Here is a 26,261-nt window from a genome sequence, read left to right as displayed (position 1 = left end):
TTTAATGACAAGAAGAGACCGACTCATGAAGTACGAACCTTTTGCCAAATCGCTGATTGCGACCTCGTTGGCGCTCAGCTGCCTGACCGCCCATGCCGCCTCCGTGGCCCCGGCTACCGGGGAAAACGGCATGGTGGTCACGGCCCAGCACCTGGCCAGCCATGTGGGCGTGGATGTGCTGAAGAACGGCGGCAACGCCGTGGATGCGGCGGTCGCGGTCGGCTATGCGCTGGCGGTGGTGTATCCCGCGGCAGGCAACCTCGGCGGCGGTGGTTTCATGACCATTCAACTGGCGGACGGGCGCAAGACCTTCCTCGACTTCCGTGAAAAAGCGCCGCTGGCCGCTACCGCCAACATGTACCTGGACAAGGAGGGCAACGTCGTTCCCGATTTGAGCACCCGTGGCCACCTGGCCGTGGGCGTGCCGGGCACCGTTTCGGGCATGGAACTGGCGCTGTCCAAGTACGGCACCAAGCCGCGCAAGGAAATCATCGCCCCGGCCATCAAGCTGGCCGAAGACGGTTTCGTGCTGGAGCAGGGGGATGTCGATCTGCTGGACTACGCCACCGACATGTTCAAGAAGGACATGAAGGATTCCGGCGCGATCTTCCTGAGCAAAGGCGAGCCGATGCAGGTCGGCCAGAAACTGGTGCAAAAGGACCTGAGCAAGACCTTGCGGGAGATCTCCGAGAAAGGTGCCGACGGTTTCTATAAAGGTTGGGTGGCCGACGCCATCGTCACCTCGAGCCAGGCCAACAAGGGCATCATCACCCAGGCCGACCTCGACAAATACAAGTCCCGTGAACTGGCGCCCATCGAGTGCGACTACCGTGGCTACCACGTGGTTTCCGCACCGCCACCGAGTTCCGGCGGCGTGGTGATCTGCGAGATCATGAACATTCTCGAAGGTTATCCGATGAAGGATCTGGGCTATCACTCGGCCCAGGGCATGCACTATCAGATCGAGGCCATGCGCCACGCCTATGTGGACCGCAACAGCTACCTGGGCGACCCGGACTTCGTGAAGAACCCGATTGCCCATCTGCTGGATAAAAACTACGCGACCAAGCTGCGCGAAGCGATCAAACCACAAAAAGCCGCGGTATCCAGCGAACTCAAGCCGGGCGTAGCGCCCCATGAAGGCAGCAACACTACCCATTACTCCATCGTCGACAAGTGGGGCAACGCGGTGTCGGTGACCTACACCCTCAACGACTGGTTCGGTGCCGGCGTGATGGCGAGCAAGACCGGGGTCATCCTCAACGATGAAATGGACGATTTCACCTCGAAGATCGGCGTGCCGAACATGTACGGCCTGGTGCAGGGCGAGGCCAACGCTATCGCACCCGGCAAGGCGCCGCTGTCGTCCATGAGCCCGACCATCGTCACCAAGGACGGCAAAGTAGTGATGGTGGTCGGCACGCCGGGCGGCAGCCGCATCATCACCGCGACCTTGCTGACCATGCTCAACGTGATCGACTACGGCATGAACATCCAGGAAGCGGTGGATGCACCGCGTTTCCACCAACAGTGGCTGCCGGAGGAAACCAACCTGGAAGCCTTCACCACCAGCCCGGACACGGTGAAAATCCTCGAGAGCTGGGGCCACAAGTTCGCCGGTCCACAGGATGCCAACCACCTGGCGGCGATCCTGGTCGGCGCGCCATCCCTGGGTGGCAAGCCGGTCGGCAAGAACCGTTTCTACGGGGCGAACGACCCACGGCGTAACACCGGGTTGTCGCTGGGTTATTGAGGGTTGTGTCCGGAGGGGGACGGGCTTATGTTCGTCCCCTGATCCATCGACAAATCAAGGAAGGAAATCATGACCACTGCGTTGTTAATCATCGACGTCCAACAGGCTTTGTGTTCCGGTGAATACGAGTGCTTCGAGATTGGACGGGTCATCAACACCATCAATGACCTGTCTGCCCGGGCGCGCAAGGCGGGAGTGCCCGTGGTGCTGATCCAGCACGAAGAAGCGGGCAGCCCGCTGGCGCATGAGGCTGCCGGCTGGCAACTGGCGGAAGGGCTGGAAACCTCGCCCAAGGACCACCGCGTGCGCAAGACCACCGGGGATTCGTTCTACCAGACCAATCTGCAAAAACTGTTGCCGAAAGAGGACTTCGAGCGCCTGGTCATCTGCGGCCTGCAGACTGATTACTGTGTCAACGCCACCGTGCGCCAGGCCCTGAAACTGGGCTACGACGTGGTGCTGGCGGGCGACGCACATTCCACCGTCGACAACGGCAACCTGACCGCCGAAGACATCATTGCCGAGCACAACAAGGACCTGGCGCACCTCACCGGCTCCGTGGCGCGGATCGATGTAATACCGGCCAAGGACATCCACTTCTGAAACCACCACATCCGCCCTGTAGGAGTGAGCCTGCTCGCGATGGCGTCATTACAGCCAGCATCGGTGTTGACTGACCCACCGCTATCGCGAGCAAGCTCGCTCCCACAGTAATTTCGGTCGCTGGCAGATGTTGCGTACACCCACTAACCCTGTGGGAGCGAGCCTGCTCGCGATGACGTCGTTACAGCCAGTATTGATGTTGACTGACCCACCGCCATCGCGAGCAAGCTCGCTCCCACAGTGATTTCGGTCGCTGGCAGATGTTGCGTACACCCACAGTAATCCCGGTTGCTCGCAGATGTTGCGTACACCCACCAACCCCTGTGGGAGCGAGCTTGCTCGCGATGACGTCATTACAGCCAGCATTGATGTTGGCTGGCCCACCGCTTCGCGAGCAGGCTCACTCCCACTGGACTTACACCGCTCCGAAAATCTCGATCAGCTCGTTGAGGAACGCACTCACCAGGTCCCGCTGCCGCGCCGAATGCCGCACCGCCGCATGAAAGCTGACTTCATAGCGCAACAGGTCCGGGTTCAGCGGGTGTAACTGCCCCAGCTGTTCATGGCGGGTCGCGTAGTGCTGCGGCAGAAATCCCAGGTGCTGGCCGGACAGGATCAGCAAGGCCGCGCCGTCCATGCTGTCGGTGAGCACGGTCAGGCGCTCGATGGACGTGGGGGCCGGCATTTCCGGCAGCGGATGGCTCGGCCAGACCCAGTCGAACCCGCTGACATCTTCGCGAGTCAGTGCGCCGACCTGGCCGAACAGCGGATGCGAGGGCGCGCAATAGGCAATCTGGGTTTCCGGGAACAGCGGGAAATAATCGATGCTGGGCAAACGATGCCAGAAGTAACCGATGGCCAGGTCGATATGGCCGTTGATGATTTTTTCTTCCAGCAGCGACGACGACAGTTCGGTGAAGTGGAAGTACAGCCCTTCGTGCCGCGCCCGCAAACGGGCAATAGCCAGGCCGATTTTCCTGTTCGCCACTGGATCGATTTGCCCCAGCAGGCCGATGTTGATGCTGCCCGAGACTTTGCGGTTGATGTGCTGCACCTCGACCCGGAAACCTTCGGCCGCCGCCAGCAAGCGTCGGGCCGCGTCGATGAACTGAGTGCCTTTGGGCGTTACCGAAAACCCGCCGCGCCCGCGCTCGCACAAACGGAAACCGACCCGGGCTTCCAGCGTCGCCAACTGCGCGCTGATCGTGGGTTGCGTGGTGTTGAGGGCGGTTTGCGCCGCCGAGATGCCGCCCGCTTCGACGACGGTCAGAAATACCCGGATCAGGCGCAGATCCAGCTCCGTTACAGTTCCCAGCATGGGGGCTCCCGATTCTCGCTTACATAGATGTTGATCTATGTGAACAGTGTGCCTGCGATATTTTACTGCCCGGACTCACGCCCTACATTGCCGTGAAACCAGCGTCATCGTCAGCTTTTTATGGAGTTTCACCTGAACTGGACGTCGTAGCGAGCGCTGTACCCACAAAAACAACAAACAACAGCATAGGAACAATCGTATGTCAGGTTCCCCAGTGTCTGCGCACGCCGCCGAGGCGAGCGGCGGGTTGGCCATCGAAGGCCACTCCATCGACTACATCCCGGAAAACGAACGCCACGCCAAACTCAGCAGCCAGGGTCCATTCTGGTTCCTGGGCAATTTCCACTTCTTCACCATCTCCATCGGCTTTGTCGGCCCGAGCCTCGGCTTGTCCGCGCTGTGGACCATGCTCGCCGGTGCCCTGGGCATCATGTTCGGCACTATCTTCATGGCGTTCCACGGCTCACAAGGCCCGGAAATGGGCCTGCCGCAGATGATCCAGTCCCGCGCCCAGTTCGGTTATCGCGGGGTGATCCTGGCGTTGATGGCGACGATGTTTGTGTTCGTTGGTTTCAACGTGGTGAACATCTCGTTGATCATGAACGGCCTTGAACATGTGTTCGGCATTGACCCGACCATCGTCGCCGTGGCCGTGGTGCTGATCGGCGCGCTGTTGTCGATCTACGGCCACGACCTGATGCACAAGGCCTTCAAGTGGGCCTTGCTGGCGACCTTGCCGCTGTACGCACTGGTGACCATTGCCCTGATGTTCGGCGCGGGCCAGGAAGGCGTCACGCCGGCGACCGACCTGGGCTTCAACTGGGTGGCCTTCGCCACGCTGTTCGCCATCGGTGCCAGCTACAACATTTCCTATGCACCCTACGTGTCTGACTATTCCCGTTACCTGCCGAAAAACACCAGCCGGGCGAAACTGATCGCGGCGGTGTTCATCGGCGCCTCGTTGTCCGGCAGCTGGATGATCGGCCTCGGCGCCTGGCTGGCCCAGGAGCTCAAAGCAGCGGATGCGCTGGTGGCGTTGAACCAGGTCGGCTCCTCGATGGTGCCGGGGCTGGGCAATCTGCTGGTGATCGTCTCGGTGGCGGGCTTCCTGCCGATCATCGCCCTCAACACCTACAGCGCCATGCTGACGCTGCTGACCGGTGTCGACTCGATCAAAAAAATCACCCCGACACCCCGTGCCCGTGTGCTGTCGATCAGTGTGATCAGCGTCATTGTGTTGACCTGCGTGCTGTCGATCAAAGGTGACGGCATCGCGCTGTTGAACACCTTCCTGGTGCTGTTGCTGTACTTCCTCGTGCCGTGGACCGCCGTCAACCTGGTGGACTACTTCTTCGTGCGCAAGGGCCGCTACGCGATCCCGCATTTCTTCACGCCGAAGGGCATCTACGGCGCCTGGCAATTTCGCGGCATCGTCTCGTACCTGATCGGCTTCGCCGCCATGGTGCCGTTCTTCTACATCTACGATGCCGCTGCCGGCAAAGAGGTCTTCGTCGGCCCGCTGGCGCGAGTGCTGGAAGGCGTGGACATTGCCTGGCTGGTGGGCCTGGTGGTGTCGGGCCTGACGTATTACCTGCTCAGCCGTTCGATCGATCTGGCCGCCGAACGCCGGGTGATCGACGCGCTGAGCGAGAGCGACATCGTCGCCATGACCCATTCATCTGCGGAGGCAGGGCGTTGAACAGCGTAAAAAATACCGTGGTCGCCTGCTGCCAACTGGCACCGAAAATCGGCGACCTGGCCCACAACCGCATTCTGACCGAACGGGCGATTCGCCAGGCAGCCTTACAGGGTGCGCAAGTCGTGGTGTTGCCCGAGCTGGTGCAGAGCGGCTATCTGTTCGCCGACCGTGATGAAGCGCTGAGCCTGGCGGAAACCGTTGATGGTCCGACCTTGCAGCTTTGGCAGGCCCTGGCCCGTGAGCTGAACCTGGTGATCGTCGGCGGATTCTGCGAGCGCCTGCCCGGTGACGAACTGGCCAACAGCGCGGCGATGATCGACGCCAATGGCCTGCGCGCGGTGTACCGCAAGGCGCATCTGTGGGATGCCGAGAAGGACATTTTCACGGCCGGCGATGCGCCACCGCCGGTGGTCGAAACGCTGCATGGGCGGCTGGGCATGCTGATTTGCTACGACCTGGAATTCCCCGAGTGGGTGCGTCTTCCAGCGCTGGCCGGGGCCGATCTGCTGTGTGCGCCGGTCAACTGGCCCGACGGTCCGCGGCCGCAGACCGAGCGCCCGGCCGAAGTGCTGCGGGTGCAGGCCAATGCCTCGGTCAATCGCATGTTCATCGCCGCCTGTGATCGCTATGGCCATGAACGCGGGGTCGGCTGGGTCCAGGGTTCGGTCATCGTCGACGCCGACGGCTACCCGTTGGCCGGGCCGGCGGAGCAGGGCGGCGAGCAGTTGTTGCTGGCCACGCTGAACCTCGCCGAGGCGCGCAACAAGCGCATCAGTGCCCGCAATGACTTGCATCTGGATCGCAGGCCTCAGCTGTATGGGCTGCACAGCACGTTGTAACCGTTGATGTCGTTGCGTGCTGGACGCCCGTCACGGGCCATGGCATCGTCGAAACTAAAGGCCATGCAGTGAACGGGAACGCAATGATGGGGGAGGGAAATAGAGTCGACGGTGACGCAACGATGGTCACGCTCAAGGCATTCAATCATTGCGTATTGCACCTTGGCCGGTTGGCGCGGGAGAGCGGGGCGTCGCGATTCATCGCCGATGGCCTGCAGGCATTCGGTCAACTGGTGCCCTTCGCGTCTGCCTGGTGGGGTGAGATGTCGACCCCAGGTCCTGATGTTCCCCCTCAGAGCTGGATGCACGGCAGCATCAATCTCCCCGAATCCTTTGCCGCCGAATGGCATCCGGTGGCGGCAAACGATCAGTTCTCCCACGCCACGCTCAACCGTCCCGGTGAGGTGGTGCGCGACAACGGTTTCAACGACCCGTGCGAGGCGGTCAACGATTTCGCCCGGCGCTACGATCTCTACCACTTGATGAGCATCACCTATGAGCTGCCCGAAAGCGGCTTGATGTTTTTCGTCTGTCTCTACCGTGGCCAGGATGAACAGGCGTTCGAGGAGAACGAAGCCGAGCTGTTTTCGGCATTCTGCGATCACCTGTTCCAGCTGTGGCGGTTCCAGGTGCAGGACATGATTCGCTTCGACAGCGAAAACGGCGCGAGTGATTTTGGCGTCGCGCGCATGGACGGCAGCCTGCTGTATGTGGGCGCCAGGTTGTGCGCCGCCATTCAACGGGAATTACCCGGCTGGAGCGGTTCAATGCTGCCGGGCGAGGTGATCGCGCAACTGTCGAAGGCGCCCTGCGTCATCCGCCTGGGCCGCTGCGCCCTGACCCTGAGCCCCAACGCCGGACACGTCATCCTGTCCCTGGAAGCACCCTCGGGCGGGGACGGCCTGGCGCCACGGGAACGCACGGCAGCGATGCTGTTCGCCGCCGGCCACTCCTATAAGGAAATCGCCAAAATGCTCGCCTTGAGCCCCGCGACCGTACGCACCTACCTGCGCAATTGCTACTTGCAGTTGGGTGTGAAAAGCAAGGTGGAGCTGGGTTCGGCCCTGCGTTCGCCGGGTGCGCTGGCGGAGTCCGTGCGCCGGGATTAATCCCAGCCGTTTCAATTATTTGCCTTACCCCTCCTCATTTGCAGAGGTCCATTCGAACGCTGCGCCCTATAGGGTAGGCCCTGTCTATCAGGGGCTGGCGCAGTCGCTTCGGGCCGCTTCAAAACAATAAGAACAGGGGTGAGGCATTTGAGACTTTCCAGGCTTTTTGTCGCCTTCGCGGCGACGACGGCATTTTCCGGCATGGCATTGGCGGCGGCACCCGCCGACACGGTCATGCGCAATGGCTACGTCTACACCGTCGATGGCCAGAATTCCGTGCAGCAGGCCATTGCCATCTCGGGCGGCAAGATCGTCTATGTCGGCAGCGATGCCGGGGTCGACGGCTACATCGGCAAGCAAACCCAACTGATCGACCTGGCCGGGCGCATGCTGATGCCGGGCTTCGTCGATGCGCACATGCACCCGGGGGATGGCGGTCGCGCCATGACCTTGTGCGACCTGAAATACCAGACCATGACCCGCGCGCAGTTTCAGGCGAGCATCCAGGCCTGCCTCGATGCCGACAAGGACAAGGGCCCGGATGTCTGGCTGGAAGTCGGCAGCTGGGACCGCATGGGCATGACCGGGCTCGACGGCGACGCCGACAAATCGACCCTGGACGTGCTCAAGACCAAGCGTCCGATCCAGGTGCGCTCCACCGACTTCCACACCGTGCTGACCAACTCTCGCGGCCTGGAACTGGCCGGCATCAACAAGAACACCGCCGACCCCGAAGACGGCAAATACCGACGCGACAGCGCCGGCAACCCGAACGGCATCTGTGAAGACGGCGCCGCCGAATCGTTGGCCGCCGTGGTGCCGCCTGCCACCGACGCGGAAAAACTCAATCAGGTTCGCGCAGCCCTCGACGCCATGCGCCAGCAAGGCATCACCAGTTTCATGGATGCGCTGTCCGGCCCGGAAAACGGCAAAGCCTTCACCAGCCTGCAAAAGTCCGGCGAACTGACCGCCCGGGCCTTGCTGGCGATCAAACTGGACCCGGCCGCCGCTGCCGCCGACCCGGTGAAAACCATCGCCGAGGCCAAGGTCTTGGCCAGCACCTACGACCAGGGCGAAGTGCATGTCGCGCCGGGCGTGAACATGCGCCACGTCAAACTGTTCATGGACGGCATCATTAATGCCCCGGCGGACACCGGCGCCATGTTGACCCCGTACCTGCACAACAGCGGCACCGACAAGGCGCCGAAGTGGACGCCGGGCAAGAACCTGGGCGAACTGTACTTCCCACCGCAAGTGCTCAACCCGTTGTTGCTGCAAGCGGTGAAGGCCGGTTTCGATCCGCACCTGCACGCCACCGGCGAGCGTGCGGTGCGCGATGCACTGGACAGCGTCGCCTATGTGCGCAAGCAACTGCCCGGTCAAGACTTCCGCCCGGCCATCGCGCACGCCGAGTCTGTCGACCCTGCCGACTATTCGCGTTTCAAGGCTCTGGACGTCACGGCCACCATGTCGTTCCAGTGGGCGCAGCAGGCACCGTCCACGGTCGACGGCACCAGTGATCACCTTGGCGCCGAGCGATTCGAGCGCATGGAACCCTCAGGCAGCATCGCCCATGCCGGCGGCCGCGTGGCGTTTGGCAGTGATTGGCCGGTCGATCCGCTGGATGAATTCCTGGCGTTGAAAGTCGGCGTCACCCGTGCCGGCGACCCGACCAATCCGCACAGCTATGGGCCGAAGTATGCCGGGCGACTCAATGCCGATCCGGCGCTGTCGCGAGCCGAAGCGCTGCGCAGCATCACCCTTAGTTCCGCCGAGCAGTTGAAGCTGGACGCGGTGCTGGGGTCGGTCGAAGTCGGCAAGTTCGCTGACCTGATCGTGCTCGACAAGAACTTCATGCAGGTGCCCGAGGAGGAACTGGGCCGCAATGACGTGCTGCTGACGCTGGTCGGCGGCAAGGTCGTGTGGGCCAAGGCGCCGTTCCTGGGGCTTGCGCCGCACGTGGTTTCCCAAGCGGTTACTTCCCGATCCGCCCCATAAAAACTAGAGAGCGTTCCGATGCGATTGATTCCAAACCTGTTGGCCGCCGCGCTGGCCCTATCGTCGGTGCAGGCCATGGCCGCCGCTGACCTGGTGTTGTTCAACGGCAAAGTCTTTACCGCCGAACCCGGTCAGGCACTGGTGCAGGCTGTTGCGGTGCAAGACGGCAAGATTCTGAAAGTGGGCAGCGATGCCGAAATCAATGCCCTGGCCGATGCCAAGACCCAGCGCATCGACCTGGCGGGCAAAGTGTTGATGCCGGGCATGATCGACACCCACAGCCACCCGGTCTCGGGCGCTTTCGACAGCATGAAGGCCAACCTGCTGGACGAGGTCAAACCCTTGCCGGAACTGGAGCAATGGTTGATCGAAGAAGACAAGGCCGGGCGTGCCCGCTCCGGTGATGTAATCAGCGTGGCCGGGGTCAGTTCGGCCTACTGGGAGAAGAGCCGTGAACTCGGCAAGGTGTTCAACCAGGGGCGCTGGGCCGATCAGCCCATCGTCTTCAGCGGCATCGACGGGCACACCGGTTGGGCCAACAACGCGATGCTCAAGCGGCTGAACATCGACGCGGCACTGGTCAAGAGCCTGCCGGAGAAAGAGCGCAGCTTCGTCGGCCATGAAGCGGACTTCACCCCTAACGGCTACTTTGCCGAGTCCCGCTGGGACGTGGTGCGCAACGGTATTCCGGCGCCGAGCCCGGAGGCCATGCTCAAGGCCGCTCGCGAGGCGGTGAAGATCAACAACCAATTCGGCGTCACCGCCTGGATGGACGCGGCGGCGAACGGCGGCAGTGAAGATTCGCTGTTCGATTTCCATGCCACCGCCGAAAGTGTCGGCGTGCTGCCGCTGTACAAGGAGCTGGCGCAGAGCGGCGAACTCAGTGCCCACGTCGCTGCGTTGATGGTCACCAATCCGAAGAGCAAACCTGCCGACCTGGAAGTGATCGCCACGGTGATGAAGCAGTTCGAGGGCGTGCCTAACCTGACGTTCCCCGGCGTGAAGATATTTGTCGACGGTATTCTCGAGTTCCCGGGACAAACGGCGGCAGTCGTCGTGCCGTACAAGAACAGCCACAAGGACGGTCAACTGCTGACCGACCCGGCGCACTTCGGTGAACTGGTGGTGGCGGCGGAAAAACGCGGCTGGATCGTGCACATGCACGCCGTCGGCGACCGCGCGGTGCGTGAAGCGCTCAATGGCGTGGCGTATGCGCGCAAGCTCAGCCCGACGCCCGTGCCCCACAGCGTTGCGCACCTGCAACTGGTCAATCCCAAGGAGTTTCCACGCTTCAAGGAACTGGGCGTGATCGCCTCGATGCAACTGCTGTGGGCCACCGGCGAGTCCTACACCGTCGAACTGGTCAAGCCTTACATCAGCGCCTTTGCCTACGGTTACCAGTATCCCGCGCGGTCCTTGCATAACGCCGGCGCGACGATTGCCGGTGGCAGCGACTGGCCGGTGTCGAGCGCCAACCCGTTCAACGCCATTGCCCAGGCCAGCACGCGCAAAGGTCCGTTGGGCGTACTCAATGCCAAGGAAAGCATCGACCGCCAGACCATGTTCTACGCCTACACCATCAACGCGGCGAAAACCCTGCGCCTGGATCAGCAGATCGGTTCGCTGGCACCGGGTAAGCAGGCCGACCTGATCATCCTCGACCGCGATGTGTTCAAGGTCAGCGATGACGACCTGTTCGAAACCAAAGTCCTCAACACCTTCTTCGCCGGCAAGCAGGTCTACGCCCCCGCGTCCTGACCTGCGTACACCCAGCACCCGCAACAAACGGCCAGCCCCTCGTCGCGCGAGGGGCCTGGCATCGCCATGCCTGAAATTCCCCGTACGCCATAACAACAAGAGAACTGTATGAACGCACTTTCAGCATTGACCCTCGCGACACTGGCATTGATCCCCCTGACCAGCCAGGCCCTGACACTCAACGATGATTTCAGCCTGGAGATGACCCTGGGCGTCGTCAGCGACTACCGCACCCGTGGCATCTCGCAGACCCTGGGCGATCCGGCAGTGCAGGGCGGCGCAACGCTGCTGCACAGCAGCGGCCTGTACATCGGCGCCTGGACCTCCAACGTCGATTTCGGCGGCGGCTTCGACACCCGCCAGGAACGTGAGTACTACGCCGGTTACTACTGGCAGGCCACGGACGCCATCAGCCTGGACCTGGGCTACATCAAGTACGACTACCCGAAAAACTCCGAATTCAACCTCAGTGAGGCGTACGCCGTCCTCGACCTGTACGGCGTGAAGCTGGGTGCTTTTTACTCCAAGGACACGCCGAACTTTTTCGGCGAGGACCAGGACACCCTTTACACCTACGTGGGCTACAAAATCGATTTGCCGGCCGAAGTCGGCCTGGACCTGCGCTTTGGGCGCAACGATGTGAATGATCCCGCGTTCTGGTCCGCCAATGGCGATAGCCGTGAGTCTTACTACGAGTGGGAAGCCAAGTTGACCCGCGACTTCGTCGGCGTCACCTGGGGGCTGAGCTACGTCGACACCGACCTGTCGAAAAGCGAGTGCAGCAGTTGGTACGGCTATGACGACCTCTGTTCGGCGACAGTTGTAGCCAGCGCAACCAAGACCTTTTAAATTCCGTCCCTGACAACAAAAACAGTTCCACAAAGGAAACACCGTCATGAGTGCGCAACGCAGTCCCCTGATCGAGACCCGCTCGATCGATTTCATTCCCGAGGCTGAGCGACACGGCAGTCTCTACAGCCAGTTCACCCTGTGGCTCGGCGCCAACCTGCAAATCACCGCCATCGTCACCGGCGCCCTGGCCGTGGTGCTGGGCGGCGATGTGTTCTGGTCGCTGATCGGCTTGCTGATCGGGCAAGTGCTCGGCGGTGCCGTGGTGGCGCTGCACGCGGCACAAGGGCCGAAGCTCGGGCTGCCGCAGATGATCTCCAGTCGCGTGCAGTTCGGGGTGTATGGCGCGGCGATCCCGATTGTCCTGGTGTGCCTGATGTACCTGGGTTTCAGCGCCACCGGCGCGGTGCTGTCGGGGCAGGCGATTGCGCAGTTGATCAGTGTCAGCGACAGCACCGGCATCCTGATCTTCGCGGCGTGCATCGCGTTCCTGACGATCTTCGGTTATCGGGTGATTCATCTGGTCGGGCGGGTGACCAGCGTGCTCGGCATCATCGCCTTCGCCTACCTGTTCACCCGGTTGATGACCCTCAACGACATCGGCCTGCTGCTCGACAATCGTCATTTTGGCTGGAGCACCTTCCTGCTGGCGGTGTCGCTCTCGGCGTCCTGGCAGATCGCCTTCGGCCCCTACGTGGCGGACTACTCGCGCTACCTGCCGAGCAAGACGTCATCGTGGAAAACCTTCACCGCCGTGGGCCTCGGCACAGTGCTGGGGGCCCAGACTTCGATGGTGCTGGGGGTGTTCGCCGCCGCACTGGCCGGGGCGAATTTCCGTGGACACGAAGTGGCGACCATTGTCGGCCTGGGCAGTAGCGGTGTGATCGCGTCCTTGCTGTACCTGAGCATTGTGTTCGGCAAGGTCACGGTGTCCACTCTCAACGCCTACGGCAGTTTCATGTGCATCGCCACCATCATCAGTGGCTTCCGTCGTCGCCTGGAAATCACCGCCCGCCAGCGCATGCTGTTTGTGCTGCTGATCGTCGCGGCGTCCACCGCGCTGGCATTGCTGGGGCAGTACTCGTTCCTCAACTCGTTCAAGTACTTCATCCTGTTTTTGCTGACGTTCTTCACCCCGTGGAGCGCGATCAACCTGGTGGATTACTACTTCATCAACAAGGAGCGTTACGACATCCCGGCACTGTCCGACCCGAACGGGCGCTACGGTCGCTGGAACGTGCTGGGGATCAGCGTCTATGTGATCGGTGTGTTGATCCAGTTGCCTTTTGTCGACACCCATTTCTACTCCGGGCCGATGGTTGCGCAATTGGGCGGCGTGGATATTTCCTGGATCGTCGGGCTGCTGGTGCCGGGTGTGATCTATTACGCGCTGGCCAAACCGTCGATGGGTGCGGTGGTGGTTGAGCGGGGGTAATGCCCGCATTTGTGGCGAGGGAGCTTTTGTGGCGAGGGGGCTTGCCCCCGTTGGACTGCGTAGCAGTCCCATCTTTTGGGGCCGCTTCGCAGCCCAACGGGGGCAAGCCCCCTCGCCACAGGGTTCAGCGTTTACTGGCGTTCGGGAAGCTTCCAGTGCTCACGCATCTGCTCGTACTGCACTTCAGGCAGTTGCACCAGCACCGGGGATTTGCCCGGGTCCAGCCAGTCGAACAACCGCGCGATATCCGCCGGGTCCATGGCCGTACAGCCACGGGTCGGCGCCGCAGGGCCGCGCCAGATGTGGAAGAAAATGCATGACCCTGCGGCGGGAGTGGCCGGAGTGTTGTGCTGGATGACGATGCCTTGGCGGTACAGCTCATCCGAGCGGCGCATCCGTTCGGAACTGCTCCAGTCCTTTTCCACGACCGCTCCGTCGACCAGTTCGTTGTAGCGAGTCGATTGGCTGTCATCCACGCATTCGATGGCCGGCGTCAGCGGTAGATAAGGCAGGCGGGTTTCGGCCGAAGGCGCGTAGCCGAACGCCGTGCCCAGCTTGAACATGCCTGCCGGCGCCTTGCCATCGCCTTCCTGTTTGATCGGTCCTTCAGGTTGCCCGATATCGAGCAGCCCCTTGCCCCAACCCATGCCGTTCTTGCCGAGAACGACTGCAAAGGGAGATTCGAATTTTTCAAAGGTCTGCCCGTGCCGCTCATAGCGCTGGGCAGTCCCCTGGATGTCATCCCAGTTTTTGCTGGTGACCACGATCAGTTGGTCGCTGCCGTCGAGTCCCTGGGCCATTGCGGCCAGCGGAAACAACGCCACCAACAGGGTCTTGAGCAGAATGTTCATGGTGCAAGCGACGTGATGGGGAAGTCCATGACGTCCGGCTTCGGCGGATTCCCGCTGTACGTGAAGTGCCACCACTCGGCCGAATAACCCAAGAAGCCTTCCTTGGCCATGGCACTGGTCAGTCGCTGGCGATTGGCTTTGGCCGTGGCGTTGATCAGCGCCGAGTCGGTGTGGGCCCGCTCATCAAAGCAATCGAAACCGGTGCCCATGTCGAGCGCGCCGTCGCGCCAGCGCTGGCCGTAAGGGGCGGTGCAATCCACTGGCGTGACTGAAGGCGTCCAGGTGTCGGCGGGCAGGGCGTCGGGGCCGGTCATCGTCAGGTCTACGGTGTTGCCCCGGGAATGATTGGACACCCGGGCCACGTAACCCAGGCGCCAGAAATCCTGCTTGTCGACCCGAGGATAGAACTCGGTCTTCAGTGGATCACCCGGTTCGGTGGCGAAGCGGCCCATGTCCGCCACCGCACGCTTGGGTCGATAGCAGTCGAACACTTTCAAGCCGTAGCCTTCGGCCTTGAGGGCCGTTTGCACCCGGGCCAGGGCCTTGGCCGCGTCTGCCGACAACAGACACTCCGCCGCCTGGTAGCCGTCGAGCGGATGCCCGGTGAAGTTGTGCGCGCTGGCGTAGCGGATGTCCTGCTCGATGCCCGGGTCGACGCTGCGCACATACACCATGTGCCCTGGTTTCGACGCGTCGGCCATGCACGGCGTGGCAAGGCTCAGACACAGCAACAACAGACAGGGTGAACGCAACATCGGGAGCGGCTCCGTGCATGATCAGTCACCTCATCATGGCTTGAAACCGGCTGTACCTCCATGAAGTTGTTGATCGGCGTGATAGGACGAACGAACCAGCGGCCCGGACGCCACGTTCTTGAAGCCCATGCGCATGCCTTCCTCGGCGAACCAGGCAAAGGTGTCCGGATGCACGAAGCGCTGCACCGGCAAGTGGCTGCGCGAGGGTTGCAGGTATTGGCCGAGGGTCAGCATGTCGATGTCGTGCTCGCGCATGCGCTGCATGACCTCGATGACTTCCTCGTCGGTTTCGCCAAGGCCCAGCATCAGGCCGGATTTGGTCGGCACATGGGGCACCGATTGCTTGAATTTCTGCAGCAGGTCCAGCGACCACTCGAAGTCCGAACCCGGCCGCGCGGCCTTGTACAGGCGCGGTACGGTTTCCAGGTTGTGGTTGAACACATCCGGCGGCTCATTGGCGGTGATCGCCAGGGCCACGTCCATGCGTCCGCGATAATCCGGCACCAGGGTTTCCAATTGAATGCCGGGGGACAGCTTGCGGATTTCCCGCAGGCAATCGACAAAGTGTTGGGCACCGCCGTCGCGCAAGTCGTCGCGGTCCACCGAGGTGATCACCACGTACTTCAGGCGCAGCTCGGCGATGGCCACGGCCAGGTTCATCGGCTCGTTGGCGTCCAGCGGCTTGGGCCGGCCATGGCCGACATCGCAGAACGGACAGCGGCGGGTGCAGATGTCGCCCATGATCATGAAGGTCGCGGTACCACCGGAGAAACATTCACCGAGGTTCGGGCAGGACGCTTCTTCGCAGACGCTGTGCAGCTTGTGCTTGCGCAGCAGTTGCTTGATCCGGTCGACCTCGGGAGAGATCGGCATGCGCACGCGAATCCAGTCGGGTTTGCGCGGGAATTCATCCGTGGGAATGATCTTCACCGGGATCCGCGCGACCTTTTCCGCGCCGCGCAGTTTGGTGCCGATTTCTACTTTGGCCGGGCTTTTGCTGGTCGAATCGACAATGGCATTCATGATGCTTTCCTTGTGCAGCAGGGTACTGAACCTGTGGGAGACCCTGTGGGAGCGAGCTTGCTCGCGATGGCGGACTTTCATTCAACATCAATGCTGAATGTAATGGCCCCATCGCGAGCAAGCTCGCTCCCACAGGGTTTTTTCCATATGGTTTTGTCGTGTTTGTTCAGTCGCGGTAGACCGGGAAATCGGCACAAAGCGCTGCAGCCTGGCGGGCGACATTGGCCTCGATATCGGCATCGCCGAGGTGATCGAGGATGTCACAAATCCAGCCCGCCAACGCAATGCTCTGCGCTTCCTTGAAGCCACGACTGGTAATCGCCGGCGTACCAATGCGCAAACCGGAGGTCACGAACGGCGATTGCGGATCGTTGGGCACGGCGTTCTTGTTCACGGTGATGCCGGCGCGACCGAGGGCGGCGTCGGCGTCTTTGCCGGTCAGGCCCTGGCGGATCAGGCTGACCAGGAACAAGTGGTTGTCGGTGCCGCCGGACACCACGTCGTAACCGCGCTCGATGAAGACCTGCGCCATGGCCTGGGCGTTGCGGATCACTTGCGCCTGATAAGTCTTGAACGCTGGCTCCAGCGCTTCCTTGAAACACACGGCCTTGGCAGCGATCACGTGCATCAACGGCCCACCCTGACCACCAGGGAACACCGCGGCGTTGAGCTTTTTCTCAAGTTCAGGATTGGCCTTGGCCAGGATCAAACCGCCACGTGGACCGCGCAGGGTCTTGTGGGTGGTGGTGGTCACCACGTCAGCGTAGGGCAGCGGGTTCGGGTACAGACCGGTGGCTACCAGCCCGGCGACGTGGGCCATGTCGACGAAGAAGTACGCGCCGACCTTATCGGCGATCTGGCGGAAGCGCGGGAAGTCCAGGGTTTTGGAGTAAGCGGAGAACCCGGCGATGATCATCTTCGGCTTGTGCTCGACCGCCAGGCGTTCGACTTCGTCGTAGTCGATCAGGCCCGTGGTGGTGTCAATGCCGTACTGCACGGCGTTGTACAGCTTGCCGGAAAAACTCACCTTGGCGCCGTGGGTCAGGTGACCGCCGTGGGCCAGGCTCATGCCCAGCACGGTGTCGCCGGCTTGCAGCAAGGCCAGATACACCGCGGCGTTGGCCTGGCTGCCGGAGTGCGGCTGGACGTTGGCGTAGTCGGCGCCGAACAGCTGCTTGGCGCGGTCGATGGCCAGTTGTTCGACCACATCGACGTGCTCGCAGCCGCCGTAGTAACGCTTGCCCGGATAGCCTTCGGCGTACTTGTTGGTCAGGCCGCTGCCTTGTGCCTCCATCACCCGCTGGCTGGTGTAGTTTTCCGAGGCGATCAGTTCGATATGGTGTTCCTGCCGCGCATCCTCGGCGTTCATCGCCGCCAGCAGTTCGTCGTCATAGCCTTTGATCTGGTCCTGCTTGCTGAACATAGTGTGGTCCTTGTGTGGAAGGGTTGGGCTTCAAGCGTCGGCGTGTTCTGCGGTCAGGCGTTCATAGGCGTCTTGATCCAGTAGATCGCTCAACGCCAGGGCATCGACCGGTTTGAAGCGAAAGAACCAGCCTTCGCCCAATGGGTCTTCGTTGACCAGTTCCGGGGTGCTCTCCAGCGTCGCGTTGATCTCGACCACTTCACCATCCAGCGGCATGCCGATACTGCTGGCGGCTTTCACCGACTCCAGCACCGATACTTCCGCGCCTGCATCGAAGGCGCCCAATTCAGGCACCTGAACGAACACCACATCCCCCAGCGCCTGCTGGGCAAACGCCGTGATGCCGACGGTGACCAGGCCATTGCTCTCAAGGCGCAACCATTCGTGATCGACGGTAAAACGCAATTGGCTCATCTCAACTCCTTATTGTTTTAAGGCTCGTGGCGGGGCGACGAGCGGGGTTGCAGGAGTGATAGCAAGGGCGGTGCCAAGGTTGATTAGTTGTTTTAAATCAATGGCTTGATGTGATTTTATTAAGTGCGAGAGATTCCATCCGTATTAAAATCAATACAGACAAGCAGGGCTGTGGGCGCAGACGCCGTAAATGCGGGTGGGAAGGGTTTTGTCTTGATTTCGATACGCTGTATCGATTTGCAGACGAAAAATTCAGCAACACCACTGATCCCCTGTGGGAGCGAGCTTGCTCGCGATTGCGGTGTGACAGGCAAAATTGATATCGACTGACACGGCCTCATCGCGAGCAAGCTCGCTCCCACAGGGGAATGTGTTGTCGGTGACAATGTGTTCCGACAGATCACTCAGGGCTTGGCGGGAATCCCGTATTTGCGTAATCGAATGGCGATGGCGCTATGGGACGTCTGCAACCGCGCCGCCAGCAACCGGCTGGACGGATAACTGCGATAAAGTTGCTCCAGCAGGTTCTTCTCAAAGTCGCCAACCGCTTCTTCCAGGCTGCCGACTTCGCCGTCGTTTTGCCGCTCTACCGCCGTGCGCGCAATGTCCAGGTCGTCGATGTCCACCAGCGGGTTTTCGCAAATCGCCGCCGCCCGGAAGATCACGTTTTGCAGTTGCCGCACGTTGCCCGGCCAGCGGTTGCCGAGCAGGGCGCTGAAGGTGCTCGGTGCCAAACGACACGGCGGTCGCTGGATCTGCGCGCAGGCCTGTTGCATGAAGTGATTGGCCATCAGCAGGATGTCGTGACCGCGTTCGCGCAGCGGCGGCACTTGTAGGTTGAGTACGTTGAGGCGGTAGAACAGGTCTTCGCGAAAACGCCCTTCGGCGACCATTTTTTCCAGGTCGCGGTGGGTCGCGCTGAGTACCCGCACATTGACTCGGACTTCCTTGTCACCACCGACCCGACGGAAGCAGCCATCGCTCAAAAAACGCAGCAACTTGGCTTGCAGATAGGGCGACATTTCCCCCACTTCATCGAGGAACACCGTGCCCTGGTCGGCCAGTTCCAGCAGGCCGAGCTTGCCGCCCCGTTGCGCGCCGGTGAAAGCGCCGGGGGCGTAGCCGAACAGCTCGCTTTCGGCCAGGCTCTCCGGCAGTGCCGCGCAGTTCAGGGCCAGGAACGGCGCGTCGTGCCGTGGGCTGATGGCATGGCAGGCGCGGGCCACCAGCTCCTTGCCGGTACCGGTTTCACCCTGGATCAGCAACGGCGCATCGAGGGCCGCCACCCGTTGCGCGCGGGCCTTGAGCGCACGGATCGGCGGCGATTCGCCAAGCAGCGCATCGAAGCCTTCGGCATGGTCATGGTGCAGCGCCGACAGGCGTTCACCAATGCGGTTCGGTTGATACAGGGTGAGCAGGGCGCCGGCGTCGGTGATCGGCATCGCGTCGAGTAGCAGTGTCTGGCCGCCGAGACTGACCTCGTGCATCGGCAGGCGGAAATGCTGAGCGATCAAGGTGCGTTGCAAATCGGCATCGTCGAACAGCGCGGTCAGCGACTCACCGGCCGGTTCGCGGCCGCAGAGGGCGATCAGCGCCGGGTTGGCCAGCAGTACATGGCCGCGGTCATCCACCGCCAGCACCGGGTCGGAACTGGCTGCCAGCAACGCGTCCAGTTGCAGGCGCCGGCGTTGTCCCGGAAGGATGTCGACCATGGTCACCGCTTGCACGCCGCGCACGTCGAAAAGCGCCTCGCGCAACTCCTCCAGCACCTCGGCGCCGAGGGTCGGCGCATCGATGTAGACGTTCGGCGGCACCATCTCGACGGCGTCCAGGTTGAAACTGCGACCACCGAGCAGGGCCAGCACTTCCTGGGTGATGCCGACGCGGTCGATGAAGGTGACGTGGATACGCATGACGGGCCTGCAAGGTTGGCGAACCGAATCAGTATGCCCGGCAAAATTTGAATTTGGCGAGTGTCACATCACGGCTTGCCGGTTTTACGGGTGCTGGCGGCCAGGTCCTCGAGGAACGCTTGCAGGATCGGTGGCGGTGCCGTGCCGCGACGGGTGATCACGTCGAACGGCGATTTCAAACGCAGACTTGCGGGTGCCAGTTGGTGCATCTCGCCGCTCTTGACCCACTGGGCGGCGAAGTGCTCAGGCAGAAAGCCCAGGTAGGCACCGGAAATGATCAGGATCGCCGTGGCTTCGATGTTGTCCACGGTGGCGGCAGCCTTGCTCACGCCCAAGTGTTCGAGGTCGTATTGCTGCATGTAGCCGCGCACGACGATGCGCCCGGCAGCGACTTCTTCGAGCAGCTCCTCACCTTCGGCGTGGCTGCCGTACAACGGGTGACGCCGGCCGCAATACAAACCCAGGGCTTCCTGGTACAGCGGTGATTGCAGCAGGCCCGGCACATGGATCGGGAAGTGCCCGATGGCCAGGTGCAGGCGACCGTCGAGCACCCGCTCTTCGAGTTCCGCCGGGGTGCCGACGTACACGTTCAGGTGCACGTCATGGCCCCGTGAAACGAAGCGCTGGGTGGTGCGCGGGATCGGCGAGTCGGGGTCGGTGATCGTGGTGTCGATGATCCCCAGGTTGAGCTTGCCGCTGATGTGCTGCTTGAGCACGTCGGCGTCCATGCAGAAGTTTTCCACAGCGGACAATAATCGCTGTGTAGCTTCGTGAATTGCGACACCTTGTTCGGTCAGTCGAAAACCGCTTCGACCTCGTTGGCAAAGCTTCACACCAAGACGGGTTTCGAGGTGCGTCATCTGTTCGCTGATTGTCGACTGGCCCGCGTTTAATGCGGCCTGCGCGGCAGAAAAGCCACCACAACGGACAATCGTAGCGAACACTCTGAGCAACTTCAAATCGACATCGTGTAGCTGGATCACATGGAAACTCCCGCCTGAAAATGAATCAGAAACGCCGACATGGAATCAGAAAATGCAGGTCTAATTCCACATCAGTCGTGTACCCCGTGCGCAACAGATGCGCAACAGATGCGCAAAAGGATTGCTCAAAATTTCCCGGAAATCTCACTGATATCTAGATCTGGATTTGCTTCTGACCAGATGATTTCGTCGTGGTCTTTCTGGTAGTTTTTGGTCATCCCTGATGAAGCGTGACCAGCGATCTTTTGACCATCCTTGCCAGCCTTCTTGTACAGGTGAAGGGAGAACGCTCGTATCTCATGGAAGCCCGGCAACTCAGCATCAGACCAGCCAGCATAACAACCTGCTTCCTTCCTAGCCGCTTGGAACGCCATATCGAGGATGTCGTTACGGCGCTGTGCAGTAATCAAAGCAATGTCGATAGCGTTCTGTAGCCACACTGGCGACACTTCCCGTATAGCCCTCAACCCTTCGGCTGTGTGGCGTTTACGCTGCTTCTTCTCGATACGCTTAATCACAACCGTTGCTGGATTGTCAGGACACAGGCCCTTTGACGCAGCGTGATTGAAGATATCAACCAGAATATTCCTACACTGGTTCGATGACCTGGGGGGCAGGGAGTCTAGAAGTTCAGCCACCATTCTGATGGTAATCTCATCAACACGCTTGCCTTCAAAAGCCTTGCGATAGCGCCGAAAGTGAACCCGATACATACACAGTGTGGCTTTGGCCAACCCTCTTGGCGGCAATAGCACATCCTCGTAAAGAGCAAGGAATGCGCTAAAGGTTTCAGACTCTTCAGGACTCTTAGCCATCACGTTGCTAATAAGGTCTGCACCATGCATAAATGTAAGGTTCAGTTGCATAGCAGCATCAATAGCTTTTAAACGATCCTTGCCGAATTGAAACCACTTGCCATCTGTTGGGCGTCGGTATGGGTAAGATAACCTGCGCTTATCGAAGTACAGGTTTTGCGGTAAACCCTTGTTAATCTTTAAGCGCGACCTGTTGGACGTTACACTGTTCCTTTAAGCACCATAGATACCAGGTCATTGCCTGCGGCTTTACTGTACACACTCCAATCCACGTACCACAACTTGCCTATTTGCTCGCCGGGAATGCGGCCATTTTTAAGTTGATTGCGTATTGCTTGGCTGCATGGTGGAGTGCCGTTTACACCCCAGCGACGTTTTGCAAATTCACTAATCTTAATTAACTCGAGCTTCATCATTGCTAAAAAACTGGCTTTTGTTTTTAAAGGAAATCCGAGCTAATTTAACGGGTGTGCACAAAGAGGCAGAGCGCCAAAAATCTCGCACATATTGAACGTTGACAGGCAACTAGTCGCGTCCTACCATGCTGCGCCCTTGATCTTAAAGACCTCCGAGCTAATCTAATTGATTAACTCTATATATGTGGAGTTGGAGAATAAGTGAACAAGCATTATGTACTGTTCCTGCTGATGGCATCTCTTGCTGCGTTCTTGACCTTTAAGATCTCCGAGCTAATCTGATTGATTAGCCCTATACATATGGAATTGAACGTGAAAAAGTATTTTGTACTGTCCCTGCTGATGACATCCCTTTTAGGGTGTTGTTTTCGTCCGGGCTCAAGTCCTTTGTCGCTGAAATAAACTACAACACTACAACTGGCAGGTACGCTATTAGGTCCATGTAGTTTAAGTGTCTGTATTTGGTGATCAAACGAAATTGGAGAAACACAGTGAAAAAGCTTCTAGCAATATTTGCACTACTCGTACCTCTATCCGCTATGGCAGAAAACAAGGTAGAGAAGCTTTGTCAGGTGCTCATTCCTGATATTCAAAAGGGCTATCCCCTATCCAATATTGCTTTGACACCCTCGGGGGTTGTGCTGTCAAAGGATGAGGTGCCTATTATTCATTGTTTGTATACTGCTGCGTACCATCCCGACCTTGCGGTAATCAACAATAGTATTGCCGTAGCGGTTTACGTAGATGTAGACACGGCAGCGAAGACGTTCACTGTTGAATTCATGTAACTGATCCCCTCATTGCGCACTCTGCCTGGAGAAACAAACTGAAAACGTTTCTAGCATTACTTGCACTGCTGACTCCACTATCTGCGGTGGCGGCTACGAATAGTGCCTGCAATAAACTGATACCAAATATCGTCGAAAACTATGACGTAGACAAAGTGGTATGGCAGCCTGCTGGCAATCCACAGGTGTCAGAGTTTTTGGTGAATTGTATCTACAGTGCCGTTGTAAAAGAGGTTTGGGGCGATAGGGCCGTAATGCTCGTTGCACTGCTGAATACAGAAAACAAAAGGTTTACAGTCGAAGTTCGTTGAGGATGGCAGATTGAAAAAGCTACTTGCCCCACTGATCCTGCTTGTGCCATTTATGGCAATTGCTGACGAACCTGGCCACGAAGCTATTTGCAAGAAGCTCAGGCCAGACATCACACGAAGCTATGAAGTGTTCAATTTGGTGTTGATAGATAGCGGTAGTTCATACTCGTCAGAGGAGGGGCGTGTACTTTGTGTATATGACGGCATTGTCCAGAAATTTTACGGCGAACGCGCTGTAAGAGTAATGGCCACACTGAACACCGCTAACAACAAGCTGAATGTCCTGTTCTAAATGGCTTTAACTGTAGATTCCCAGGAACTCACGTTCTTCAACAGTTCTGTGAGTAATTTTGCGTGGCTTCAGGTCGACATCGTGCAGCTGGATCATCTTGGACCTCCGGCATGGGGATGCATCGGGAATACCGATATGAGTATCTGATGTTTAGCATTTTTTCCACGAAAACCTGCGCCCATAGTCTTTCCAACGGCGGTCGCCTTGCAGTCCGTCAAGCCGATAACAAGAAGTGGAGAGGCTAGAAATGTCGAACAACGGTTATGAATCCGGTCGCCTGAACCTGCCATTCGTGGGTCATTGCACCTTTGGCAAATCCCCGGTGTGCACCGATTGGGATGCACTGGATGCCGACGTTGCGGTGCTCGGCGTGCCCAACGACATGGGCACCCAGTGGCGCTCCGGCGCACGCTTCGGACCACGCGGGATTCGCGAAGCATCGACGCTGTTTTCCTTCGGCCACGCCGGCGCCTACGACCACGAAGATGACGTGATGTACCTCACCGCATCGGACGTGCGCATGGTCGACGTCGGTGATGCCGACATCGTCCACACCGACATGGCCACCAGCAACAAGAACACCGAATACGCCGTGCGCAAGATCCTCGATGCCGGCGTGATGCCGGTGGTGCTCGGCGGTGACCACTCGGTTCACGCGCCAGTGATCAAGGCCTTCGAAGGCCGCGGCCCGATCCACATCATCCACTTCGATGCGCACCTGGATTTCGTCGACGAACGCCACGGTGTTCGCTACGGCCACGGCAACCCGCTGCGCCGTGCTTCGGAAATGAACCACATCGTCGGCATGACCCAGATGGGCATCCGCAACGTGTCGTCGTCCAACCGCGATGACTACGAAGCGGCCCATGAAGCCGGTTCGAAAATCCTCTCGGTGCGTGACGTGCGTCGCCTTGGCGTCGAAGGTGTTTTGGCGCTGATCCCGCAGAACATCAACTACTACATCACCATCGACATCGACGGTTTCGACCCGTCCATCGCCCCCGGCACCGGCACCCCGAGCCACGGCGGCTTCCTCTACTACGAAGTGCTGGAAATCATCCAGGCCCTGGCCAAGCGCAGCAAAGGCAACATCGTCGGCATGGACCTGGTGGAAGTGGCGCCGGTCTACGACCCGACCGGCATGACCTCGATCCTGGCCGCGCAACTGCTGCTCAACAGCATCGGTTTCATCTTCCACGAGCGTGGCAAGGTGCGGGCGGCCGCCGAGAGCGAAACCGCATCAGCCTGATCATCGAAACCAGTGACCCGGCAGGCTCTGACTGCCGGGCAGAGAGAATAAAAATGGACACGATCGTCAAAAGTTACCTGCAAAAATTCGGCGTCAGCGAAGCCACCCAGACCTTCCTCGGCAAGGTCCAGAAAATGTTCATCGGCGGCGCCTGGGTCGAAGCCAGCGATGGCCAGACCTCCGATGTGATCGAACCTTCGACCGAAGGCCTGATCACCCGCATTCCCATGGGCACCACCGATGACCTGGACCGCGCCGTGCAAGCCGCCCGCGCGCAGTTCGACGGCGGCGCCTGGCGCCAGGCCAAACCGGCCGAACGCGAGCGCATGATGCAGCGCCTGGCCGACCTGATCGAGCAGAACGCTGCGGAACTGGCGGAAATCGAATCCATCGACATGGGCAAATCGGTTGCCTTCGCCAAGGACGTGGACATCCAGGGCACCGTCGATACCCTGCGTTACTTCGCCGGCTGGGCCACCAAGCTGCATGGCCGTACCGTCGAACCTTCGCTGCCGGGCAATTACCTTGCCTATACCCGCAAGGAAGCGGTAGGCGTAGTCGGCGCCATCGTGCCGTGGAACTTCCCGCTGCAAACCATGGCCTGGAAGCTCGGCGCGGCGCTGGCGACCGGTTGCACCGTGGTGGTCAAGCCCGCCGAACTGACTTCGTTGTCGGCCCTGCGTTTCGCTGAACTGGTGCAGGAAGCGGGCATTCCGGATGGCGTGATCAACATCGTCACCGGGCGCGGCAGCGTGGTCGGTGCGGCCATGGCCACCCACCCGGGCATCGACAAACTGACCTTCACCGGCTCGACCCCGGTCGGCCAGACTGTCGGCCGCGCAGCGCTGGATGACATGAAGCGCCTGACCCTCGAACTCGGTGGTAAATCACCGGTCATCGTCTGCGCCGACGCCGACATCCCGGCCGCCGCCCAAGCGGTCGCCAACGGCGTGTTTTTCAACTCCGGGCAGGTATGCGACGCCGGTACACGGGCCTATATTCATAGCAGTGTCTACGACGAATTCCTGCGTGAGCTGATCGCCTACACGCGCACCCTGAAAATGGCCCCGGGCCTGGATCCTGATTGCTTCATCGGCCCGCTGGTTTCGGCCCTGCAAAAGCAGCGCGTGACCGAGTACATCGAAACCGGCAAGGCCGAAGGCGCCGAACTGGTCTACGGCGGCCAACCGATCGATGGCCCAGGCTTCTTCGTCGAGCCGACCATCTTTGCCAATTGCCGAAACGACATGCGCATTGTCCAGGAAGAAATCTTCGGCCCGGTGCTGGTCACCGCACCGTTCGATGACGAGGAAGAAGCGCTGGCCCTGGCCAACGATTCGCCTTACGGCCTGGCGGCGGCGCTGTATTCCAACGACTTGGGCAAGGTGCACAGCCTGATCCCACGCTTGAAAGCAGGCTCGGTCTACGTCAACGCCCACGGCACCCTCGATCCGTCGATGCCGTTCGGTGGCTACAAACAGTCCGGATTCGGCAAGGACCTGGGCGCCGAGCAGCTCGACTACCTGCTCGAAACCAAGGCGGTGTGGATCACGCTGCCAAGCTGACGCTGATCAGTTAAGACAAGGAACAATGCAATCCCTGTGGGAGCGAGCTTGCTCGCGATAGCGGACTGTCAGTCAACATCAATGCTGCATGTCACGCCCCCA

Annotated in this window: 23 protein-coding genes; 13 read left to right on the top strand and 10 right to left on the bottom strand. The window is 60.2% G+C overall.

Annotated elements, in window-relative coordinates; translation table 11 throughout:
• The first annotated feature begins 25 nt into the window (after window positions 1-25).
• Together ggt and WHX55_RS20575 are read left to right on the top strand one after the other, a co-directional pair.
• Window positions 26-1,753, top strand: a complete 1,728-nt coding sequence (ggt, locus tag WHX55_RS20580) for a gamma-glutamyltransferase (protein ID WP_353741197.1) — start codon at window positions 26-28, stop codon at window positions 1,751-1,753.
• Window positions 1,754-1,822: 69 nt separating this feature from the next.
• Window positions 1,823-2,356 (top strand): cysteine hydrolase family protein, encoded by a 534-nt coding sequence (locus WHX55_RS20575; protein WP_150755592.1) that lies wholly within the window; start codon window positions 1,823-1,825, stop codon window positions 2,354-2,356.
• A 415-nt stretch (window positions 2,357-2,771) separates the two neighbouring features.
• Here WHX55_RS20575 and WHX55_RS20570 read toward each other — a convergent pair whose 3' ends face one another.
• Window positions 2,772-3,674, bottom strand: a complete 903-nt coding sequence (locus WHX55_RS20570) for a LysR family transcriptional regulator (protein WP_150755593.1) — start codon at window positions 3,672-3,674, stop codon at window positions 2,772-2,774.
• A gap of 199 nt (window positions 3,675-3,873) precedes the next feature.
• Here WHX55_RS20570 and WHX55_RS20565 point away from each other — a divergent pair, with 199 nt between their 5' ends.
• The 7 genes from WHX55_RS20565 (at window position 3,874) to WHX55_RS20535 (ending at window position 13,361) form a co-directional block, all read left to right on the top strand.
• Window positions 3,874-5,373, top strand: a complete 1,500-nt coding sequence (locus WHX55_RS20565) for a cytosine permease (protein ID WP_150755594.1) — start codon at window positions 3,874-3,876, stop codon at window positions 5,371-5,373.
• Window positions 5,370-6,212 (top strand): nitrilase family protein, encoded by an 843-nt coding sequence (locus WHX55_RS20560; protein WP_150755595.1) that lies wholly within the window; start codon window positions 5,370-5,372, stop codon window positions 6,210-6,212. Before WHX55_RS20565 ends, WHX55_RS20560 begins: the two co-directional genes overlap by 4 nt.
• 86 nt (window positions 6,213-6,298) lie before the next feature.
• The gene (locus WHX55_RS20555) at window positions 6,299-7,321 is read left to right on the top strand and encodes a helix-turn-helix transcriptional regulator (RefSeq protein WP_150755596.1); all 1,023 of its coding nucleotides are present in this window, start codon (window positions 6,299-6,301) and stop codon (window positions 7,319-7,321) included.
• 201 nt (window positions 7,322-7,522) lie between these two features.
• Complete coding sequence (locus WHX55_RS20550) at window positions 7,523-9,319, top strand: amidohydrolase (protein ID WP_353743074.1); 1,797 nt, start codon at window positions 7,523-7,525, stop codon at window positions 9,317-9,319.
• 18 nt (window positions 9,320-9,337) lie between these two features.
• Entirely contained in the window at window positions 9,338-11,077 is a 1,740-nt protein-coding gene (locus WHX55_RS20545; protein WP_150725965.1) for an amidohydrolase, read from the top strand.
• A 108-nt stretch (window positions 11,078-11,185) separates the two neighbouring features.
• Complete coding sequence (locus tag WHX55_RS20540) at window positions 11,186-11,926, top strand: TorF family putative porin (protein WP_150725966.1); 741 nt, start codon at window positions 11,186-11,188, stop codon at window positions 11,924-11,926.
• Between the two features lie 46 nt (window positions 11,927-11,972).
• A complete protein-coding gene (locus tag WHX55_RS20535) occupies window positions 11,973-13,361 on the top strand; it encodes a cytosine permease (RefSeq protein ID WP_353741196.1) in 1,389 nt (462 codons plus the stop codon).
• 131 nt (window positions 13,362-13,492) lie between these two features.
• On the opposite strand, the gene WHX55_RS20530 is transcribed toward WHX55_RS20535, so the two are convergent.
• The 9 genes from WHX55_RS20530 to WHX55_RS20490 form a co-directional block, all read right to left on the bottom strand.
• Window positions 13,493-14,212, bottom strand: coding sequence for a L,D-transpeptidase family protein (locus WHX55_RS20530; RefSeq protein WP_353741195.1), 720 nt, complete (start codon window positions 14,210-14,212; stop codon window positions 13,493-13,495).
• Complete coding sequence (locus WHX55_RS20525) at window positions 14,209-14,967, bottom strand: M15 family metallopeptidase (RefSeq protein WP_353741194.1); 759 nt, start codon at window positions 14,965-14,967, stop codon at window positions 14,209-14,211. Before WHX55_RS20525 ends, WHX55_RS20530 begins: the two co-directional genes overlap by 4 nt.
• Before the next feature lie 33 nt (window positions 14,968-15,000).
• Window positions 15,001-15,990: a lipoyl synthase gene (gene lipA, locus WHX55_RS20520; protein WP_353741193.1), complete on the bottom strand. Its 990-nt coding sequence runs from the start codon at window positions 15,988-15,990 to the stop codon at window positions 15,001-15,003.
• A gap of 166 nt (window positions 15,991-16,156) precedes the next feature.
• Window positions 16,157-17,413: a serine hydroxymethyltransferase gene (gene glyA / locus WHX55_RS20515; protein ID WP_353741192.1), complete on the bottom strand. Its 1,257-nt coding sequence runs from the start codon at window positions 17,411-17,413 to the stop codon at window positions 16,157-16,159.
• 30 nt (window positions 17,414-17,443) lie between these two features.
• On the bottom strand, window positions 17,444-17,827 hold the full coding sequence (gene gcvH / locus WHX55_RS20510) for a glycine cleavage system protein GcvH (RefSeq protein WP_150725972.1): 384 nt from the start codon (window positions 17,825-17,827) through the stop codon (window positions 17,444-17,446).
• Window positions 17,828-18,231: 404 nt separating this feature from the next.
• Window positions 18,232-19,740, bottom strand: a complete 1,509-nt coding sequence (locus WHX55_RS20505; RefSeq protein ID WP_150671676.1) for a sigma-54-dependent transcriptional regulator — start codon at window positions 19,738-19,740, stop codon at window positions 18,232-18,234.
• Between the two features lie 68 nt (window positions 19,741-19,808).
• Window positions 19,809-20,723, bottom strand: coding sequence for a LysR family transcriptional regulator (locus WHX55_RS20500; protein WP_150725973.1), 915 nt, complete (start codon window positions 20,721-20,723; stop codon window positions 19,809-19,811).
• A 125-nt stretch (window positions 20,724-20,848) separates the two neighbouring features.
• Window positions 20,849-21,715 carry a phage integrase Arm DNA-binding domain-containing protein gene (locus WHX55_RS20495; RefSeq protein ID WP_353743073.1) on the bottom strand — a complete coding sequence of 289 codons (867 nt, stop codon included), beginning with the start codon at window positions 21,713-21,715 and terminating at the stop codon, window positions 20,849-20,851.
• A gap of 23 nt (window positions 21,716-21,738) precedes the next feature.
• The gene (locus WHX55_RS20490; RefSeq protein ID WP_353743072.1) at window positions 21,739-21,951 is read right to left on the bottom strand and encodes a hypothetical protein; all 213 of its coding nucleotides are present in this window, start codon (window positions 21,949-21,951) and stop codon (window positions 21,739-21,741) included.
• Window positions 21,952-22,445: 494 nt separating this feature from the next.
• Here WHX55_RS20490 and WHX55_RS20485 point away from each other — a divergent pair, with 494 nt between their 5' ends.
• From WHX55_RS20485 to WHX55_RS20470, 4 genes are all read left to right on the top strand, one after another.
• Window positions 22,446-22,742: a hypothetical protein gene (locus tag WHX55_RS20485; protein ID WP_353741191.1), complete on the top strand. Its 297-nt coding sequence runs from the start codon at window positions 22,446-22,448 to the stop codon at window positions 22,740-22,742.
• Window positions 22,743-23,063: 321 nt separating this feature from the next.
• Window positions 23,064-23,345 (top strand): hypothetical protein, encoded by a 282-nt coding sequence (locus WHX55_RS20480; protein ID WP_353741190.1) that lies wholly within the window; start codon window positions 23,064-23,066, stop codon window positions 23,343-23,345.
• A 247-nt stretch (window positions 23,346-23,592) separates the two neighbouring features.
• Entirely contained in the window at window positions 23,593-24,594 is a 1,002-nt protein-coding gene (speB, locus tag WHX55_RS20475; protein WP_057714206.1) for an agmatinase, read from the top strand.
• A 53-nt stretch (window positions 24,595-24,647) separates the two neighbouring features.
• Window positions 24,648-26,159, top strand: coding sequence for an aldehyde dehydrogenase family protein (locus tag WHX55_RS20470; protein WP_151215139.1), 1,512 nt, complete (start codon window positions 24,648-24,650; stop codon window positions 26,157-26,159).
• The last annotated feature ends 102 nt before the right edge of the window (window positions 26,160-26,261 follow it).

The sequence above is a fragment of the Pseudomonas fluorescens genome (genome assembly GCF_040448305.1).
GTDB classification, from domain to species: Bacteria; Pseudomonadota; Gammaproteobacteria; order Pseudomonadales; family Pseudomonadaceae; genus Aquipseudomonas; species Aquipseudomonas fluorescens_BH.
The sequence above is the reverse complement of the archived record's forward strand: the minus strand, read 5'-3'. Positions and strand labels throughout refer to the sequence as shown.

What these genes read in the sequence shown, in the direction of transcription:
- ggt (WP_353741197.1), top strand. Translation starts at nt 26, where the DNA reads ATGAAGTACGAACCTTTTGCCAAATCGCTGATTGCGACCTCGTTGGCG.
- WHX55_RS20575 (WP_150755592.1), top strand. Translation starts at nt 1,823, where the DNA reads ATGACCACTGCGTTGTTAATCATCGACGTCCAACAGGCTTTGTGTTCC.
- WHX55_RS20570 (WP_150755593.1), bottom strand. Translation starts at nt 3,674, where the DNA reads ATGCTGGGAACTGTAACGGAGCTGGATCTGCGCCTGATCCGGGTATTT.
- WHX55_RS20565 (WP_150755594.1), top strand. Translation starts at nt 3,874, where the DNA reads ATGTCAGGTTCCCCAGTGTCTGCGCACGCCGCCGAGGCGAGCGGCGGG.
- WHX55_RS20555 (WP_150755596.1), top strand. Translation starts at nt 6,299, where the DNA reads ATGGGGGAGGGAAATAGAGTCGACGGTGACGCAACGATGGTCACGCTC.
- WHX55_RS20550 (WP_353743074.1), top strand. Translation starts at nt 7,523, where the DNA reads ATGGCATTGGCGGCGGCACCCGCCGACACGGTCATGCGCAATGGCTAC.
- WHX55_RS20545 (WP_150725965.1), top strand. Translation starts at nt 9,338, where the DNA reads ATGCGATTGATTCCAAACCTGTTGGCCGCCGCGCTGGCCCTATCGTCG.
- WHX55_RS20540 (WP_150725966.1), top strand. Translation starts at nt 11,186, where the DNA reads ATGAACGCACTTTCAGCATTGACCCTCGCGACACTGGCATTGATCCCC.
- WHX55_RS20535 (WP_353741196.1), top strand. Translation starts at nt 11,973, where the DNA reads ATGAGTGCGCAACGCAGTCCCCTGATCGAGACCCGCTCGATCGATTTC.
- WHX55_RS20530 (WP_353741195.1), bottom strand. Translation starts at nt 14,212, where the DNA reads ATGAACATTCTGCTCAAGACCCTGTTGGTGGCGTTGTTTCCGCTGGCC.
- WHX55_RS20525 (WP_353741194.1), bottom strand. Translation starts at nt 14,967, where the DNA reads ATGTTGCGTTCACCCTGTCTGTTGTTGCTGTGTCTGAGCCTTGCCACG.
- lipA (WP_353741193.1), bottom strand. Translation starts at nt 15,990, where the DNA reads ATGAATGCCATTGTCGATTCGACCAGCAAAAGCCCGGCCAAAGTAGAA.
- glyA (WP_353741192.1), bottom strand. Translation starts at nt 17,413, where the DNA reads ATGTTCAGCAAGCAGGACCAGATCAAAGGCTATGACGACGAACTGCTG.
- gcvH (WP_150725972.1), bottom strand. Translation starts at nt 17,827, where the DNA reads ATGAGCCAATTGCGTTTTACCGTCGATCACGAATGGTTGCGCCTTGAG.
- WHX55_RS20505 (WP_150671676.1), bottom strand. Translation starts at nt 19,740, where the DNA reads ATGCGTATCCACGTCACCTTCATCGACCGCGTCGGCATCACCCAGGAA.
- WHX55_RS20490 (WP_353743072.1), bottom strand. Translation starts at nt 21,951, where the DNA reads ATGAAGCTCGAGTTAATTAAGATTAGTGAATTTGCAAAACGTCGCTGG.
- speB (WP_057714206.1), top strand. Translation starts at nt 23,593, where the DNA reads ATGTCGAACAACGGTTATGAATCCGGTCGCCTGAACCTGCCATTCGTG.
- WHX55_RS20470 (WP_151215139.1), top strand. Translation starts at nt 24,648, where the DNA reads ATGGACACGATCGTCAAAAGTTACCTGCAAAAATTCGGCGTCAGCGAA.